Origin of the sequence: Rhizobium sp. 3T7, from assembly GCF_020166565.1 — a bacterium.
Classification (GTDB): Bacteria; Pseudomonadota; Alphaproteobacteria; order Rhizobiales; family Rhizobiaceae; genus Rhizobium.
This window is the reverse complement of record NZ_JAIQXS010000010.1, coordinates 73,322-88,898: the sequence shown is the minus strand read 5'-3', so window position 1 is coordinate 88,898 and position 15,577 is coordinate 73,322. Positions and strand designations below refer to the sequence as shown.

Here is a 15,577-nt window from a genome sequence, read left to right as displayed (position 1 = left end):
GATGGGCGGCGCTGGCGTCATCGACAATTTTCTCGGGGTTTTCACCCGCTATATCGACTCCGGCTTCGGCCTCCTCGGCGGCGAAGTCGCCTTTATCGCGACCACGCTGATCGTCATCGACGTAACGCTTGCGGCTCTGTTCTGGTCCTGGGGCGTGGATGACGACATCATCGCCCGGCTGGTCAAGAAGACCCTCTTCGTCGGCGTGTTCGCCTATCTCATCGGCAACTGGAACAGTCTGGCGAAGATCGTCTTCGACAGCTTCGCCGGGCTCGGGCTGAAGGCGAGCGGCACCGGATTTTCGGCGGCCGACCTGATGCGTCCCGGTAAGGTCGCACAGACTGGCCTCGACGCGGCCCGGCCGCTGCTCGAATCCATTTCCGACCTCATGGGCTGGATCGCATTCTTCGAGAACTTCATCCAGATCGCGTGCCTGCTCTTCGCCTGGGCGCTGGTCATCCTCGCCTTCTTCATCCTGGCGATTCAGCTCTTTGTCACGTTGATCGAGTTCAAACTGTCGACGCTCGCTGGCTTCTTGCTGATCCCGTTCGGCCTGTTCGGCAAGACCGCCTTCATGGCCGAACGTGTGCTCGGCAACGTCATCTCATCCGGCATCAAGGTTCTGGTCCTCGCCGTCATCATCGGCATCGGCTCGACGCTCTTTTCGCAGTTCACGCAGGGTTTCGGCGGGCAGACACCGACCATCGATGATGCCATGGCCGTCGTGCTCGCCGCTTTGTCGCTGCTCGGCCTCGGCATCTTTGGTCCCGGCATTGCCAGCGGTCTCATATCCGGCGGTCCCCAGCTCGGAGCGGCCGCGGCCGTTGGAACGAGCCTCACGGCGGGCGGCGTGGTCATGGCTGGCGCTGGCGCTGCCGGTCTCGCCGCGAAAGGCGGCGCAGCCGCGCTTTCGACAGGTGCGGCCGCTGTGCGTGGCGGCGCGACCGCAGCGGGTGCGGCTTCGGCCGCCTATAGTCTCGGTTCGCCGGGCCAGTCCGGCGCATCCGGCGTTGCATCCGGTCTCGGCGGCGTCGGCCGTGCCGCTGGAGGAGCGGCGGCGTCGCCGCTTCGCCGCACTGCCGCCAGCGTCAAATCCAGCTTCTCAGATGGCGTCAAATCCGGCTTCAGCGCGACCGGCGGCACCTCGACCATGGGCACGGTTGGCGGTGCGGATGAAAGGCCGCCGGCATCGGTGCGACCTGCCGGTGCCGCGCCCGGCTGGGCACAGCGAATGCGCCAGTCCGGCCACACCATCCAGACAACCGCCCATGCCGTTCGCTCCAGCGACAGCCACAGCTCCGGTTCTTCCGTCAGCCTCTCTGAAAGTGACCGCTCATGAACCTCTTCAAGCGTCCTGCCGCGCATTACGGCAGAACACCTCAACCCGAGACGCCATACCAGCGCGCCGCACAGGTCTGGGACGAGCGTATCGGCTCAGCTCGCGTCCAGGCGAAGAACTGGCGCTATATGGCCTTCGGTTCGCTGATCCTCTCGGCTGGTTTCGCCGCGGCGTTGGTCTGGCAGTCTGCGCAAGGGGCCATCGTGCCGTGGGTTGTGCAGGTTGACAATCTCGGACGGGCAGAAGCTGCCGGTCAGGCGGACCCCAACTACCGACCCACTGATCCCCAGATCGCATGGCATCTCGCCCGCTTCATCGAGCAGGTTAGAAGCATCCCGGCCGATCCGATCGTCGTCCGGCAAAACTGGCTCCGCGCCTATGAATGGACGACCGATCGTGGTGCGGGCGCTCTCAACGACTATGCCCGGACCAACGACCCCTTCACCAAGGTCGGCAAGCAGCAGATCGCTGTCGATGTCTCCAGCGTCATTCGGGCGTCGCCAGACAGCTTCCGTGTCGCATGGGCGGAACGGCATTTCGAGAACGGCCAGCTCTCCGGCACGGAGCGATGGACCGCGATCCTGACCCTCGCTGTTCAGCCGCCGCGTGACGTTGAACGCCTGAAAGCCAATCCGCTCGGCATCTACGTAAACGCCATCAACTGGTCGCGGGAGATGGGCCAGTGATACCTGCTCCCCGCCAATCCGCAATCACTGCTATATTGCTTTCAGCAACCATGCTTGCCGGTTGCGCCACGCCGCAGAAGCCACCGCAGATCAGCTACGACGCCAGCGTGCTGCCTTTGCCGGCCATTCCCGCATCGGTGACGGACGAGCGGCTGAAGCCGCTGCATGTCCCTCCCGCCTGGACGGTCGCGCGCGGCGGCACGGCGGGCAGCACACCGACCGCCCGCGTCGAAAATGCCAATGCAGCGGCCCGCGTTGAGCCGCGCCGCGAGGGGTATTTTAACGCCATTCAGGTCTACCCCTGGTCGGAAGGCGCGCTCTATCAGGTCTATGCCGCCCCCGGACAGGTCACCAACATCGCGCTCGAGCCCGGCGAGAGCCTAACCGGCGCGGGGCCGATCGCCGCCGGCGATACCGCCCGCTGGATCATCGGCGACACCGAGAGCGGTTCCGGCGTGAGGCGACGCGTGCATGTGCTGGTGAAGCCGTCGCGCGCCGACATCTCCACCAACCTCGTCATCACCACCGACCGGCGCACCTACATGATCGAGCTGCGATCCGGCGAGAAGCCCTATATGCCCGCAGTCGCATGGTCCTATCCGCAGCCGGCCGGCGGCGGGCGGCAGGCTGTCCCGGCGACGCCGGTCATTCCGGCTGTCGCCGTACGCAACTATCGCTACAGCCTGACCGGCAGCAGCAATCCGCCGTGGAAGCCGGTCGCCGTCTACGACGACGGGCGCCGCGTCTATGTCGAATTCCCGCGCGGTATCGTTCAGGGCGAAATGCCGCCGATCTTCGTCATCGGCCCGGAAGGCGAAGCCCAGATCACTAACAGCCGCATCTACCAACATATCCTGATCGTCGATCGCCTGTTCGGCGCCGCCGAGTTGCGCCTTGGCGGTGGCGACCGCCAGCAGACCGTCAGAATTGTCCGCACCGACGGGAGGCCGCGATCATGAGCGAGACTGACACCGAAACCAACGCCGCTCCCATGCGCCTTCGTGTCGAAGCGCCCCGCGTCACGCGCCTGTCACGCAAGATGCTCGCCAGCGTCGCCGCCATGGCGATGGTCGGGATAGGTGGCGCGCTGATCTATGGGCTCCAGACGCCTACAGGTGGCGATGGTGGGGAAGAACTCTATTCTACCGCCAATCGGCAAACTGCCGATGGTCTCGCCGGCCTTCCGCGCGACTATACCGGCCCGATGCTCGGCCCTGCGCTGCCCGGTGATCTCGGCCGCCCGATCCTCAGCGCCCAGAACGCCGGTCAGCCTGTCACGCCGTCCGTCGGTCCAACGCCCGGCGTCGAAGAGGCCGAGCAGCGCCGCCGCGCCGAAGAAGAAGCCGCGCGCCTCAGCACTGTGTTCTTCCAATCGCGGCAGGGATCGGCGGCCGCAGCAACGCCGGGTGTGATGGCGAACCTGGACCTCGGCGGCTTGGGTGGCCAGCCGGCGACTGCGCAGGATCGGCAACGTGCCTTCCTCGACGCCGCCGCCGACCGGCGCACCGTGACACCCGATCGCGTCACGCCGCCGGCGTCGCCCTTCGTGATTCAGGCTGGCGCGGTCATATCGGCCGCGCTCCTCACCGGCATCCGTTCCGATCTGCCCGGTCAGATCACGGCGCAGGTCACCGAGAACATCTACGACAGCCCTACCGGAAGCGTCCTGCTTGTACCGCAGGGCACGCGGCTCATCGGCCAGTATGACAACAGCGTGCAGTTCGGGCAGCGCCGCGTGCTGCTCGTCTGGAACCGCCTCATTATGCCGAACGGCCGCTCGATGGTTCTCGAGCGCCTGCCGGGAGCGGATAGTCAAGGCTATGCCGGCCTTGAGGATGGCGTCGATTACCACTGGTGGGATCTCGCCAAGGCCGCCGCGCTCTCGACCCTGCTCGGCGTGGGTGCGGAGCTCGCCACCGACGACAACGATCGCCTGATCCGCGCCATTCGCGACGGCGCGCAGGACACTATCAATCAGGCCGGTCAGCAGATCGTCCAGCGCCAGTTGCAGGTCGCACCGACACTGACCATCCGCCCCGGCTTCCCTGTCCGCGTCATCGTTATCCGCGACCTTGTACTCGAACCCTACAGGAGCTGACCCATGACCAAGCTGAAACTCGGCCCCATCGCCGACGACAAACCTTTGAAGATCGCCTTGGAGCTGCCCGCCACGCTCCATCGCGACCTGACCGAATACGGTCGCCTCTTGGCCGAAGGCGGCTCGCCGATCGAGCCCGCCAAGCTGATTGTGCCAATGCTGGAGCGCTTCATTGCCACGGATCGCGGGTTTGCCAAGGCAAAGCGTCAGCCGCTCGAGGCGTGACGCTATTGGATATCCAACGAGATGAAAGCCTTAAGGCGGAGGCGTCCATCCTCCACATGAGACGCAAGGGTTTCACGCCGCACGGCCGCGAGTTTCTTTCCGCGGAGTTGGCCAGTCTTATAGGCATCGAGCAGCAAGTTCTGCGCCTCTTTGTCTCCGCCTTGGAATCTTAAGGCGACGCGGTTTGTATCCTGCAACGATGATGTCGCAGTGCCTTCGGTTCCGTCAGACACCCGGCGGATTGGAGGAGTTTGAAGCCGATAAGCCGACCTGACGCTCCGACGCTGAACTTTTGGGTGGGGCGACGAGGATGTTCTGGCCGGCACTCTTTCGTTAATCCAGGCCTACCTTCCCCGGCGCCCAGTAAGCCTTCGTCCGAAGTCTCCGCGCTTCTACTCCGTGAGCTTTGAGTGAACGGTTCAGATGCTGAATCGTTGATGCCTTGCCACTTAATACGAAGGCCGTGGTCGGCTGCATAGCGCTGCCTAAAGCATGCAGCACTTGGTCTAGATGGGTATCGCCGGGTTGTCTCATGATCAACTTCGACTGCGGCAATCCTAGTTTGTCGAGAACAGTGGACACCTCGTCCCGGTTCGTCACCTCAAATATGTAGTGTCTCTCCGCGGACTGATCGATCATCCCTTCAAGGGCCAGCGCCAAGGCGAACGAGGTCTCGTCCCCAAAAAGCACAACGGACCTGGGAAGGCCGTCGAACCCAATCGAACGGCGCGGTCCGAAGAACTGACGCTGATCGCCTGGCTTCAGCTGTTCTGCCCACTTACTACCAGGCCCGCCACCGTGACAGTAGGCTAGAAACTGTGTCTTTCCTTCAATCGGATCCCATGAGATCGGCGTGTATGTTCGCGTTATAAACCCTCCATCGAGTTTCACCTGCACTTTATCTCCTGGCGTCCAGCTGCATCCCTTGAGCGCATCGCTTTGAAAGCCGATGAGGCGAAAATTCTCAGACAGAGTGATCACTTCAACCACTTTCGCCGGTTTCATAATCAGCCGGGTCAATGTTCGCTCTAGAAGGCCACCCTTGGCGGTTGAGGCTTCGGGTTCGATACGTGGCAGGTCGGATGCGGCAGTCAACTCTTTGGTCATGCGTGCGGGCTCTCCGTGCAGTGGTAGAGTAATAAGCTTCGTAAATATGACATCAAGTGTAAAAATACAATAAGTGTAATAAAATTGATTGCATTGGCGTCTGGTTGGGAGGACGGTTCGGTCGGGTCGCGTTGGAGGCGTCGACCGGCGCTCAAATTCTGCAGCGGTCGAGAAACGTGGATTTACGCAACTTAACGCTGACTTGACCCCACTTAACATTCGGCGGGCTATTCATAGGAGGGCAGGCGCACTATGTGCAACGATTTAGAAGGGCCTGGGAATTGGCGAATTGGACTTCCGGATACATTGACGAGTTAAGCTATACCCACGGCTTTTACAGGCAGCTCACGCCAGCATTAATGGGCTTTGCCGCGCTCGCGCGGGGCCAAAAATTTGATCTGTCCCAGCCATCACTGGAATACTGCGAACTTGGGTGTGGGCAGGGATTTTCGGCAAACCTGCTCTCCGCGGCCAATCCGCAGATTCGCTTCCATGCGATGGATTTCAATCCGGCCCACATCGTCAGCGCACGTGGTTTGGCGAGAGAAGCCAACTTGGCGAACGTGAAGTTTTACGAAGAGAGCTTTGCGAATTTCCAATCACAAGCTGGGCTTCCGGAGAGCTTCGACATCATTTGCCTACATGGCGTTTTGAGCTGGGTTTCGGAAGAAAATCGCCAGCACATCGTCGACTTCGTATCGGCAAAATTGAAGCCTGGTGGCCTAGTTTACGTCAGCTACAATGCCATGCCTGGGTGGGCGGTGACACTCCCGCTTCGTCGTATGCTCGTGGACCGGGCGTCGAGAACATCGGGGCCACTCGCACCCCGGATTGATGAGGCGCTCGACCATCTTTCCGCGCTGGCAGAGGCGCAGGCCGACTTCTTCAATATCCACGCGGCTGCCGGCGTGAGGTTGAAGACCATGACGAGCATGGGTCGCAACTACCTCGCACATGAATACTTCAATCGCGACTGGACGCCGTTCTATTTCGAAGATGTCGCGAGCCAACTCGCGGAAGCGAAACTTTCCTTCGTAAGCTCGCTGAATTTTATCGATCATTTCGACGATATGTCGCTGTCTGAAAAGCAGCGCGCCATTCTCGATCAGGAAGGAGATCCGGTGAGGAGAGAGGCTCTCCGCGACTTCATCGTCAATCAACTGTTCCGTACCGACCTGTTCTGCAAGGGGTTTGATCCGCATACCGAACGAAGCGCAGTCGGGATTTGGCTCGAAACGAGATTCGCGCTGTCCACTTCGAGAGCAAAGATGCCTACGGCTATCAAAACTCGAATGGGACAAATCGATGTGACCGCAGAGCCGTATCAGCAGATTCTAGCCACCTGTGCCGGCGGACCAAAGTCTACTCGCGATGTCCTGACAAGTATGATGGGCTCGCAAGTGACATGGAGTCAAATCACCCAGGCGATCACGGTCCTGGTCGGTGCGAATTTCCTTCAACCCTGCCTCCCCGAACAGGGGCTCGCCGAAAGGATCGAAGGCTGCAAGTCCTTCAATCGGGCGGTGTGCAGGCACGCCGAAAACAGCGAAGACCACCAATTTCTGGCGTCCCCGGTAACTGGTGGTGGGCTGATGGTCAGTCGAGCTGAACGCCTCTACCTTTTGGCCATCGATGAGGGCAAGGAAGGACCGAAGGAGTGGGCGAGCGTTGCGTGGCGCATCCTCGAGCCACAAGGCCAGCGTCTCCTTAAGGATGGGAAGATGCTGGAAACCGAGGAAGATAACGTGGCTGAACTGACCGCGAGGGCGGAGGAGTTCATGCAATACAGGCTGCCGATTCTGCAGTCCCTCAATATCGAATTGTAGTTCAGGGGCGCAAGCCCGCAGCCTGTGCATCATGCGAACCGCTCTTTGTACACAACGTCGCTAGTGCCAAAGTTTTACATAACTTTACCGAAGCTTGACCGCGCTTAACACCAGCCAGGCTAGTTTTAACTTCATCAAGCCGTCTCGCCGACGATCGCAGGAAAGAAAGTCGTCGGATCTTCGTTGCAGGCTCACTTTGTTTGATTTCGGTGCACAGGTGCAAGCGTGCGGCTGTTCCTCTTCGATAGCGTTTCCGGCTCCCGGGACGTGATCGCGGGACCACCCCAAAGCAGGCGGTTAGCGCCGCCTGCTGTCCTGCCAGTACAATTACGCAAATGCCCGCGAGAGCAGATGAAAATGAACGGCAAACCTATGTTCGAAGCTCTCACCTTTGATCTGCTTGGCGTACCTCACCGCGGCATTTTCATTTTTCCAACCGGGTGCAGCCTTCGATCACCTCACTCGAACCATTAGCCTGACGCTCGCTTTTAAACAGGGACTGCTAGCGAATACAAGTATCGGGGGTTGCGTGCCCCCGCAACCACGCCACAGTATCCTGCCGTAGCCAAAACTACGATCCGTTGCGCCAAGGCACTATGATCAGGGACATAGTGCCTTGGCCTCCGTGTAACCCGCGCGGAAAATCGGACGCCCCACGGCTCCCAGATTGTCGGGGTTAGCCAGGCACCGTGAATAAGCAAAATGCTCTTGGCCATGTCGAAGTGCTTTCACTCTGGGAGCGGTGGTGAAGCCTGCAACGGCATCGCCGCAGGCCCACGCTTCAATGAATTTTACTGGTCAATGCAATGAGACCTGTGGTGAGCAGTGCACTTGCCGGACCGAGCCAGAGCGCGCTCGGCACGCCGAAATTGTCGACTGCGAGGCCGCCGACCAGTGCTCCGAGCCCGATCGCCAGTTGCGCGATCGATACGAAGAGCGCGGCGATGCTTTCCAGCCGGTCGGGCGCGGAGCTGAACAGGAAGGTTTGCATGGCGATCGGCAGCATGCCGAAACCGAAACCCCAGGTGACAACCCAAGCGACTGCGGCAAGCGTGTTGCTGCCGGCCAGCAACAATCCCGCAACCGACAAGGCGATCAGAAAAGCGGCGCCGGCAAGCGCAAGAACGAAGTTCCGGCCAGCAGCCCAGCCCCCGAACAGGTTTCCGGCGAACCCCGCCGCGCCATAGCCGAGCAGCACCATGCTGAGTGTGCCCGTATCAATCCCGGTTGCGCCGATGAGGAAGGGAGTAATGTAGGTATAGGCCGCGAACTGCCCGACGAAGATGAGCACGGCTGCCGTTAGGCCGATCTGGACTCGTTGCAATCGCAACACGTCTGGAACCTGTTTCAATCCCGAACCCTTCTGTGCCCGGATGGCCGGCAACAAAAACTGGAGCGCCGCCACGACAAGCAGTGCGATACCCGACACAAGCAGGAAGGCGGTGCGCCAGCCGAACAGGTCACCAATCAGGGCGCCTGCGGGAACCCCGGCGACAGTACCCAGCGAAACACCGGAGAAGATCAGTGCCGTTGCACGCGGTCCTTCCGCGCCGGGGCGCAGGCGTGGGCCGAGTGAACCACCGATTGTCCAGAAGCCGCCGACAGCGATACCGAGCAGCACCCGGCCGAACATCAACGCCGCAAAGCCATGAGCGGTTGCCACGATGACGTTGGAGACGACGAGCAGCATCAGCAGCGCGACGAGCACACGCTTGCGATCGAAGCGGGCGGCAAATCCGAGGGTCATCGGCGCGGCAAGCGCGGCGAGAAAGCCGGGGATGGTCACCATCAGTCCGGCCGTCCCCTCGCTGATGCCAAGGTCGGCCGCAATCAGCGGCAGAAGGCCGACGGGCAGGAACTCGGTGGTGACGAGAGCGAAAGCGCCGACGCCGACACTGGCGACAGCGGCCCAGGAGGCGAGCGGTTTGCTGTCAACGTGGATTGCGGAAATACTGCGGGAGACTGGCATGTCCATAGGAGGATTCCTTGGTAAAAAGCAGGGCAGACCGGAGAGGAAGGGTCGCTCTCCGGCTCGCCTGCGATGTTTCAACCGAACTTGACGAGGTTGAGGGCGGGTAGCGGACCGCCGGGGAACTGCACCAGTTTGCCGCCGACCGAGACCGGGCCGAGATCGATGCCGGTGAAGCCGAGTCTGGAGATCAGCGCACCAACTTCCGCCTTCGCCCGTGCGTCGTCACCGGAATAGAACAGGACGCGTGAGCCACCCTCGGCTTTGGGATCACCGGAGATCAGGTGCGGTTGCAGATGGTTGAATGCCTTGACGACACGGGCGCCGGGAACGAGATCGGCGAAGACCTCGGTGGAAAGACGGCCATTCAGCTCGGCCGGTTTGAACAGCGGCGCTTCGATGGGATTGTTGGCGTCGATGACGATGCGGCCGCCGAAGTCCTGCAGACTGGCGAGCGCCTTCGGCAGCTTCGACCAGTTGACGGCGACAAAGACTATGTCGGCGCTGGCCGCTTCTTCAAGTGTGCCCGCCTTGATGAAAGGCTTCAGTTCCGTTTCGAGTACGGCAAGCGAGGCCGGGCCGCGGCTGTTGGCGATGATGGCGGAAATGCTGTTGCGAGCAAGGGCGCGGGCGAAGGCCGAGCCGATATTGCCGGCGCCGATGATACCGATAGACATGCTGGTTCTCCTTTGAAGTAGGGGAATTGGCGCTCCGGCATTGGAGCGCCGTAGCCCGATCAGGCGGTGAAGCCACCATCGGCGAGGATATCGGCGCCGGTCACGAAGGCGGCTTCCGGGCTGGCAAGATAGGCGACGACGCTGGCGATCTCGTAATCCTTGCCGTAGCGGCCGATCGCCATGCCGGGGCCGACGATCTTCGAGACAGGGCCGCCATCGGGATTCATGTCGGTGTCAGTCGGGCCGGGATGGACGGTGTTGACGGTGATGCCCTTCGGCCCGAGGTCGCGCACCAGGCTGCGGTTGAAGCCGGCAACAGCGCCCTTGGTCAGCGTATAGAGCGAGGCTGTCGGGAAGGCCGCATAACGGGTCATGGACGAACCGATATGGACGATGCGTCCACCCGGCTTCATGCGGCGGGCGGCTTCCTGCGTGGCAACGAAGACGCCGGTAACATTGACGGCGATCATCCGCTCGTAGTCCTCGAACTTGATCTCATCAATCGGGCCGCCAAGGGCGATACCGGCATTGTTGACGAGGATGTCGAGCGAGCCGAAGGTTTCTTCGGTTTTTGTGACTGCGGCGCGGACGGCGGCCGGATCGCCTGCATCGGCCTGAATGGCGATGGCGCGACCACCGGCTGTTTCGATTTCGGTCACCACAGCGGCAGCCTTGTCCGGCGAGGCGCTGTAGGTAATGGCGACTGCCGCGCCATCGGCGGCCAGACGCTTTGCGATTGCTGCGCCGATTGAGCGCGAACCGCCGGTGACAAGGGCAGTTTTACCGGTCAGGGAAAGAGTGTTCGACATGGGTTTATCCTTTCAAATGTCGCAGGGGTTGGATGACCGCTGGAAATCCGTGCGGTCGGTTGGGAAAGTTCAGTCCTGTTGGTTGATTTGAGCCATCAGCCCGGCGCCATCGGCGACGGTCCAGTGGTCAGTGATCTGGCCGTTGCGAACTCGCATCACGTCCATGACGTTGAAGCGGGTGGCGCGTCCGGTCGCGGCGATACCTATGAAGGGACCCAGATGCGTGCCGTGATAGGTTTTGTAGGTGCTGACGAGATCGCCTTCGGCAATCTGAAGATGCACCTCGGCATTCCAGTCGGGAAAGGCGGCGCGGAACGTCCGGTAGATTTCTCGCGTGCCGTTGCGATCGGGCCGGGCATCGCCAAACGGCGTGTGGTCAACATAGTCCGGTGCGAACAGGCGTTCGAACAGATCGAAGTCGCCGTCGCGCTGCACGCCTTCCAGCAACTGGCGGATCACCGTCTTGTTGGCGGCAAGGTCGTCCGGAGCGGCAGCCGCCGCCGGAACCGGGAGCGTTATGCCGATCAGGCCGGTGATCAGGGTGCGGCGGCTAATGTCCACAGTGTCTGTGACATCTGCTCCTTCCGTCGAATGCGTCATAGCCTTTCACTCCGGTTTGTTGTTTCGATGGAGTGAATATCGCTTGCAATTTCCCTTTGGATTAGCCGTAATCGTTTATTCTTGGTTTCAACGAATGCTTGAAGATCGTTATGGAAACACTGGCCAACCTCGAATCATTCGTTCGCAGCGCCGAGCTTGGCGGCTTCTCCGCCGCCGCCCGGCGGCTCGGGCTGACGCCGGCAGCGGTCAGCCGCAACGTTGCGGCGCTGGAGGGAAATCTCGGCGCTCGTCTGTTTCAGCGCTCTACGCGCAGCCTCACGCTTACAGAGCCCGGCGAGCGGTTCCTGATATCGATCCGTGACAGTCTGGAGAGCCTGCAAGCCGCGATTGCCGAAGCGTCTGCGGATCAGGAGGAACCGGCAGGAACTCTGAAGGTCAGCATGAGCCCGACCTTCGGCATCGGTTACATTTTGCCGCTCCTGCCCGAGTTCTCGCGACGCTATCCCAGGGTGCGCCCCGAATGGATGTTCGAGAACCGGCAGATCGACCTGATCGCCGAGAGTTATGATGTGGCAATCGGGGGAGGTTTCGAATTGACAGCGGGTGTGATTTCACGCGCGCTCGCGCCGGCGCATATCATTGCTGTCGCCTCGCCCTCCTACATGGCAGGCAAGGTGCCGCCGCACAACCCTTCGGCGCTGCTGGAGCTTGACGGCATCGTCATGCGCTCGTTGCGCACGGGCCGCATCCGCCAATGGCAGATGCGCGATGCATCAGGAACCGAAGAGCCTGCGCGGCTAAAAGAAACGGTGGTGGTCAATGACCCCGCCGCCATGCGCATGGCGGCGCTGGTTGGCATGGGGGTGACGATGATCGCCAAGCCCGACGCGCTGCCCTATCTTGAGAGCGGGGAACTGATCCGGGTTCTGCCCCACTGGTATGCCGATGCCGGGCCGATCTCGATCTACTACGCCAACCGGACGCTTCTGCCGCTCAAGACCCGTGTGTTCGTCGATTTCGTCGTGGAAACCTTCCAGCGCGAAAAGTGGCCGGAACGCTTTGCCGGAAGCTTGGGTTAAAGGGGAGGGGTGCGTTTTTGGACAGCGCTATCTTTTGTGGAGAAAACACAATCTCGCTCTGACCCTGGGGTCGATTTCGAGGTGTCCAACCTGGGTAAGACTCGTGCGCGAAGCATTTCGTTAGTCGTGGCTCGGCGAAACGTCGATCCATCTGCCGCCAGACTTCTGCGGCTGATCACCCGGCGGTTGACACCCCCGACACCACGCACCTCATTGGCAGCAATAACCGAAGCCGCTCAAAGTGCTTCTCGCTCAATCCAAACTCTCACTGACATGGAACCTGTGACCGTGCCCCCAAGTTTTATCCAGTTTTGAGTTCGCTCCAGCGGTTTTGGGTTCCCGATAGAGTCGGAAGAGCCGCTTGTGGTTCACAAGGTGGCCTTAAAGCGTTGAATGCGGACCAACTCCACTACAGGCGCTGTTCAACTTTGATGTGAGTTCAAAGTCAACCCACGCCGGTCTCTGGTTAACCACTTGAGACCGGCAATGCCGGGTAGAAATACATGTTCTCCGCCCTTGACGGTGGTGAAGTCCGGTAGTCCGGCAATGCGCCTCCGAACGGGTTTGGCAGGGAATTGAAAGTCATCCGCGTGGTTGCGGCGGCCGGCGATCGGGTCGGTCCGCTCGCCTTGGGAGACAAAATCGCCATCATTGATCCACTGGGCTTGCACGAATTCGAACTGACGGCCCGGGTCGGCGTTGATGATAGCGAGCATGATGCCGCGGTCGACGCCGTCGTCATTGAAAGTGTCCTCGGGCAATTCCGGTCCATAGGAAAAACCCCGGCGCAGCACGCGATGGAGGCGGATGTCGGTCAGCGTTTCCTCCAGTCCGTCACGCGGGTTGACGCGCCGAATGTGACTGCCGAGCGGCGTTTTCCGGCCGTCCGGGTCGTCGTCATTGTAGGCGAAATCATTGTTACGCCCGGGATCTTTCGCCAATCCGGCATCGTCGTTATTGGGAGTGAGCGCCAGCGGAGCACCGCTTCGCCAGCGGCCCATCATCTTCGCGGCAAGCATTTCCTCGCCGCCTGCGGCTTCGGCATTGTCGCGCAGGAATTTCCGGAAGGCGGCGACGTCCTGGCGGATCTTGCGGATGGCGATGAATGTGCCGTTGCGCCAGAGCGCTACCGGGCCTTCGAGTCGGGCGATGCCGCCGAGTTCATTTTCATACGCGCTTTATCGGCGCCAGGACGCCAACTTTCTCTCCGCGTCGGGTGAAGAGGAGAGGCACGTTTTCGATATCCGGTCGGCCGGCAATTATGCCGGTTTCGACTGGGACGCGGAAGCGATGGGACAGGTTGGCAAGGTCGGCTCGGCCGACATTCTGGCCTGGGCCGTGGGTGCGAGGACCGGCTACACCTTCGAGGACCTCACTTGGTCACCGCGGATCGGTCTGCAGTTCGATGTCGCATCGGGCGACCGTGATGCGGGAGACGGCACGCTCGGTACATTCAATCCGCTGTTTCCGAATGGCTTCTATTTCTCGCTCGGCGGTCATACCGGATACGCCAACCTCGTTCACATAAAACCATCGATCACCATTCAGCCGGCAGAAGACCTGACCCTGATGGCTGGGGTCGGACTGCTCTGGCGCCAGACGACACAGGACGCCATCTACACCCTGCCAAGCGTTCCCGTCGCTGGCACAGCGGGTGAGGGGTCTGCATGGACTGGAGCTTATCTGCAGGTCAAGGCGGACTACCGCTTCAATCCCAATCTCACGGGGTCGCTAGAGGCTGTTCATTACCAGGTCGGCTCGGCGCTTGAAGCTGTGGGCGGCCGCGATAGCAATTATTTCAGGGCAGAGCTGAAGCTGGTCTGGTAACGATGCCGACTCTACGCAGCACTACGAAATAGGCCCATCCGGTTCTCGGCATCCAGAAGCATAAGCAATGGATCCGCTGGCGTTGAACATCGCAAGTTAAGATGAAATCCTGCCCCCGCAACCAAAACCTCAGCAACAAGCCCCCAAGCAGAAATGCAAGGGGGCTTTCGTGTTTCTACAATACACGCGCCCATCGCCATCTCCGTCTAACCAACGGGGATGTTTGCGTTTGGGAGCGAGCGCTTTTGAGGGCCGCTAGCTACATCTTCTTATGGGGATCTGCGCTACGCGCCCTGCCGGCCGTCATGAACTCGGCGGTATTAAAGTCGCAATGGGGCCGTTGATCGGCATCATCCAGCGACTATAGCTTGTAGTCGATCTTTCGCAGCAGGTCCTTCCGCCAGGCAATGTCGGCGTCAGTTTCGACACCCAGCGGTAAGGCGCCATCCACCACACGGAAACATGCGGTAGTGGGTTGGTGCTGACTTTAGCGACAGGGATGTCTCTGAAGGGAGTATCAAACCGACGGCAAATGGCGGAGTCAGTCGGATTTCGACCCGCTAAAAAGGGAGAGTGGGCGCAGAACTCGCACGCTTGCCGCGAGTGCATCGCAGCTATGGAGAACGCTCAAACCAACCATTTCCAAGTGTTCCTGATCCAGCGGCAGCGCATCAAACGTCTGGTCGATCTCAGCGCTATGGGTTGGATCGAGGTCCCCATGAATTCTCAAAGTCCTGAACGTCGAGTCCGGCAGGCCTGAACGATCTCGAATCTCATCGATCATGCTGTCAGCAGGAGGAAACGCCTCGAGAACCGTGATGTATCCGAGAAGCATGAGTGGATGATGGTGATGAAGCCAATAATACTGGGTGCCGACCAACCGCGCGACTTCGACGGAAGGGGTGATGGATAGAACCCGCTTGGGATCGCACCCTGCAGCCTCAAGGTCCTCGAGTGCCCAGGTATCGTGATGCAGTTCTTCGGAAACATGATGCCGATAGTATTCTCCGAGCAAAGCAGCAAGCTTATCGGTTCCTTCCAGTTGATCGCATTTGACCGCTGCGGATTGCATGAGGGGAACCGACGCCCGCATGATTTGATGCAGCAAGACCAGGAAAGCGATCGTCATTTCCGGTGGAGGCCCGGTTCGCCAAAGGTCGCCAAAAGCCGCCCTGAGAGCGGGCATGCAGAGTTCGATTCTACCCCTTACAACGCCACTATTCGCTTGTCTTTCAAAAATACCCATAGCGATACCAGCCCGAGAGCAACAAACAAACCCGGGAAATCGTAACTCATTCCAGATGCTTTTCAAGCTCTGCACAGTCAAAACATAGGTAGCTCTTTAGTATTGAAGAGTAGTACTGGACAGATAAG

At 60.5% G+C, this 15,577-nt stretch carries 14 protein-coding genes and 2 pseudogenes; 8 read left to right on the top strand and 8 right to left on the bottom strand.

The features are described 5' to 3' along the window. Nucleotide 1 precedes the first annotated feature (1 nt). Genes trbL through K9B32_RS16080 form a run of 5 tightly spaced genes read left to right on the top strand, consistent with a single transcriptional unit; the run spans nt 2 to nt 4,348 of the window. On the top strand, nt 2-1,339 hold the full coding sequence (gene trbL, locus K9B32_RS16100; RefSeq protein WP_224563783.1) for a P-type conjugative transfer protein TrbL: 1,338 nt from the start codon (nt 2-4) through the stop codon (nt 1,337-1,339). After that, nucleotides 1,336-2,025, top strand: coding sequence for a conjugal transfer protein TrbF (trbF, locus tag K9B32_RS16095; RefSeq protein ID WP_224563782.1), 690 nt, complete (start codon nt 1,336-1,338; stop codon nt 2,023-2,025). The genes trbL and trbF overlap by 4 nt, the downstream gene beginning before the upstream one ends. Before the next feature lie 50 nt (nt 2,026-2,075). Continuing rightward, entirely contained in the window at nt 2,076-2,984 is a 909-nt protein-coding gene (gene trbG, locus K9B32_RS16090) for a P-type conjugative transfer protein TrbG (RefSeq protein ID WP_224564051.1), read from the top strand. Next, nucleotides 2,981-4,123, top strand: a complete 1,143-nt coding sequence (locus tag K9B32_RS16085) for a TrbI/VirB10 family protein (RefSeq protein WP_224563781.1) — start codon at nt 2,981-2,983, stop codon at nt 4,121-4,123. The genes trbG and K9B32_RS16085 overlap by 4 nt, the downstream gene beginning before the upstream one ends. Before the next feature lie 3 nt (nt 4,124-4,126). Further along, nucleotides 4,127-4,348, top strand: coding sequence for a DUF2274 domain-containing protein (locus K9B32_RS16080; protein ID WP_224563780.1), 222 nt, complete (start codon nt 4,127-4,129; stop codon nt 4,346-4,348). 333 nt (nt 4,349-4,681) lie between these two features. Here the strand turns inward: K9B32_RS16080 and K9B32_RS16075 are convergent, their stop codons facing one another. Continuing rightward, nucleotides 4,682-5,455 (bottom strand): siderophore-interacting protein, encoded by a 774-nt coding sequence (locus K9B32_RS16075; RefSeq protein ID WP_224563778.1) that lies wholly within the window; start codon nt 5,453-5,455, stop codon nt 4,682-4,684. Nucleotides 5,456-5,736: 281 nt separating this feature from the next. Here K9B32_RS16075 and K9B32_RS16070 point away from each other — a divergent pair, with 281 nt between their 5' ends. After that, nucleotides 5,737-7,281, top strand: a complete 1,545-nt coding sequence (locus tag K9B32_RS16070; RefSeq protein ID WP_224563775.1) for a class I SAM-dependent methyltransferase — start codon at nt 5,737-5,739, stop codon at nt 7,279-7,281. 781 nt (nt 7,282-8,062) lie between these two features. Here K9B32_RS16070 and K9B32_RS16065 read toward each other — a convergent pair. The 4 genes from K9B32_RS16065 to K9B32_RS16050 all read right to left on the bottom strand — a co-directional run bounded on the left by K9B32_RS16065 (nt 8,063) and on the right by K9B32_RS16050 (nt 11,336). Beyond that, nucleotides 8,063-9,256: an MFS transporter gene (locus K9B32_RS16065; RefSeq protein WP_224563772.1), complete on the bottom strand. Its 1,194-nt coding sequence runs from the start codon at nt 9,254-9,256 to the stop codon at nt 8,063-8,065. A 71-nt stretch (nt 9,257-9,327) separates the two neighbouring features. Then, nucleotides 9,328-9,927 (bottom strand): NADPH-dependent F420 reductase, encoded by a 600-nt coding sequence (locus K9B32_RS16060; RefSeq protein WP_224563769.1) that lies wholly within the window; start codon nt 9,925-9,927, stop codon nt 9,328-9,330. A 59-nt stretch (nt 9,928-9,986) separates the two neighbouring features. After that, nucleotides 9,987-10,736 (bottom strand): 3-oxoacyl-ACP reductase family protein, encoded by a 750-nt coding sequence (locus K9B32_RS16055; protein WP_224563766.1) that lies wholly within the window; start codon nt 10,734-10,736, stop codon nt 9,987-9,989. 69 nt (nt 10,737-10,805) lie between these two features. Beyond that, the gene (locus tag K9B32_RS16050) at nt 10,806-11,336 is read right to left on the bottom strand and encodes an ester cyclase (protein WP_224563763.1); all 531 of its coding nucleotides are present in this window, start codon (nt 11,334-11,336) and stop codon (nt 10,806-10,808) included. Between the two features lie 110 nt (nt 11,337-11,446). Between K9B32_RS16050 and K9B32_RS16045 the strand changes: the two genes are divergently transcribed. Beyond that, nucleotides 11,447-12,376, top strand: a complete 930-nt coding sequence (locus K9B32_RS16045) for a LysR family transcriptional regulator (protein WP_224563761.1) — start codon at nt 11,447-11,449, stop codon at nt 12,374-12,376. Nucleotides 12,377-12,798: 422 nt separating this feature from the next. Here the strand turns inward: K9B32_RS16045 and K9B32_RS16040 are convergent, their stop codons facing one another. Continuing rightward, the gene (locus tag K9B32_RS16040; protein WP_224563758.1) at nt 12,799-13,395 is read right to left on the bottom strand and encodes a Dyp-type peroxidase; all 597 of its coding nucleotides are present in this window, start codon (nt 13,393-13,395) and stop codon (nt 12,799-12,801) included. A gap of 151 nt (nt 13,396-13,546) precedes the next feature. Here K9B32_RS16040 and K9B32_RS16035 point away from each other — a divergent pair. Continuing rightward, nucleotides 13,547-14,203 (top strand): annotated as a pseudogene (locus K9B32_RS16035) (alginate export family protein); the annotation flags it as partial. 361 nt (nt 14,204-14,564) lie between these two features. Here K9B32_RS16035 and K9B32_RS16030 read toward each other — a convergent pair. Together K9B32_RS16030 and K9B32_RS16025 are read right to left on the bottom strand one after the other, a co-directional pair. Further along, a pseudogene (locus K9B32_RS16030) lies at nt 14,565-14,663 on the bottom strand (adenosine-specific kinase); the annotation flags it as partial. Nucleotides 14,664-14,744: 81 nt separating this feature from the next. After that, nucleotides 14,745-15,332 (bottom strand): iron-containing redox enzyme family protein, encoded by a 588-nt coding sequence (locus tag K9B32_RS16025; protein ID WP_224563755.1) that lies wholly within the window; start codon nt 15,330-15,332, stop codon nt 14,745-14,747. Nucleotides 15,333-15,577: the final 245 nt, after the last annotated feature.

Coding starts and splice junctions, on each gene's coding strand:
- trbL (WP_224563783.1), top strand. CDS start 2: ATGGGCGGCGCTGGCGTCATCGACAATTTTCTCGGGGTTTTCACCCGC.
- trbF (WP_224563782.1), top strand. CDS start 1,336: ATGAACCTCTTCAAGCGTCCTGCCGCGCATTACGGCAGAACACCTCAA.
- trbG (WP_224564051.1), top strand. CDS start 2,076: ATGCTTGCCGGTTGCGCCACGCCGCAGAAGCCACCGCAGATCAGCTAC.
- K9B32_RS16085 (WP_224563781.1), top strand. CDS start 2,981: ATGAGCGAGACTGACACCGAAACCAACGCCGCTCCCATGCGCCTTCGT.
- K9B32_RS16080 (WP_224563780.1), top strand. CDS start 4,127: ATGACCAAGCTGAAACTCGGCCCCATCGCCGACGACAAACCTTTGAAG.
- K9B32_RS16075 (WP_224563778.1), bottom strand. CDS start 5,455: ATGACCAAAGAGTTGACTGCCGCATCCGACCTGCCACGTATCGAACCC.
- K9B32_RS16065 (WP_224563772.1), bottom strand. CDS start 9,256: ATGGACATGCCAGTCTCCCGCAGTATTTCCGCAATCCACGTTGACAGC.
- K9B32_RS16060 (WP_224563769.1), bottom strand. CDS start 9,927: ATGTCTATCGGTATCATCGGCGCCGGCAATATCGGCTCGGCCTTCGCC.
- K9B32_RS16055 (WP_224563766.1), bottom strand. CDS start 10,736: ATGTCGAACACTCTTTCCCTGACCGGTAAAACTGCCCTTGTCACCGGC.
- K9B32_RS16050 (WP_224563763.1), bottom strand. CDS start 11,336: ATGACGCATTCGACGGAAGGAGCAGATGTCACAGACACTGTGGACATT.
- K9B32_RS16045 (WP_224563761.1), top strand. CDS start 11,447: ATGGAAACACTGGCCAACCTCGAATCATTCGTTCGCAGCGCCGAGCTT.
- K9B32_RS16040 (WP_224563758.1), bottom strand. CDS start 13,395: ATGCTTGCCGCGAAGATGATGGGCCGCTGGCGAAGCGGTGCTCCGCTG.
- K9B32_RS16025 (WP_224563755.1), bottom strand. CDS start 15,332: ATGACGATCGCTTTCCTGGTCTTGCTGCATCAAATCATGCGGGCGTCG.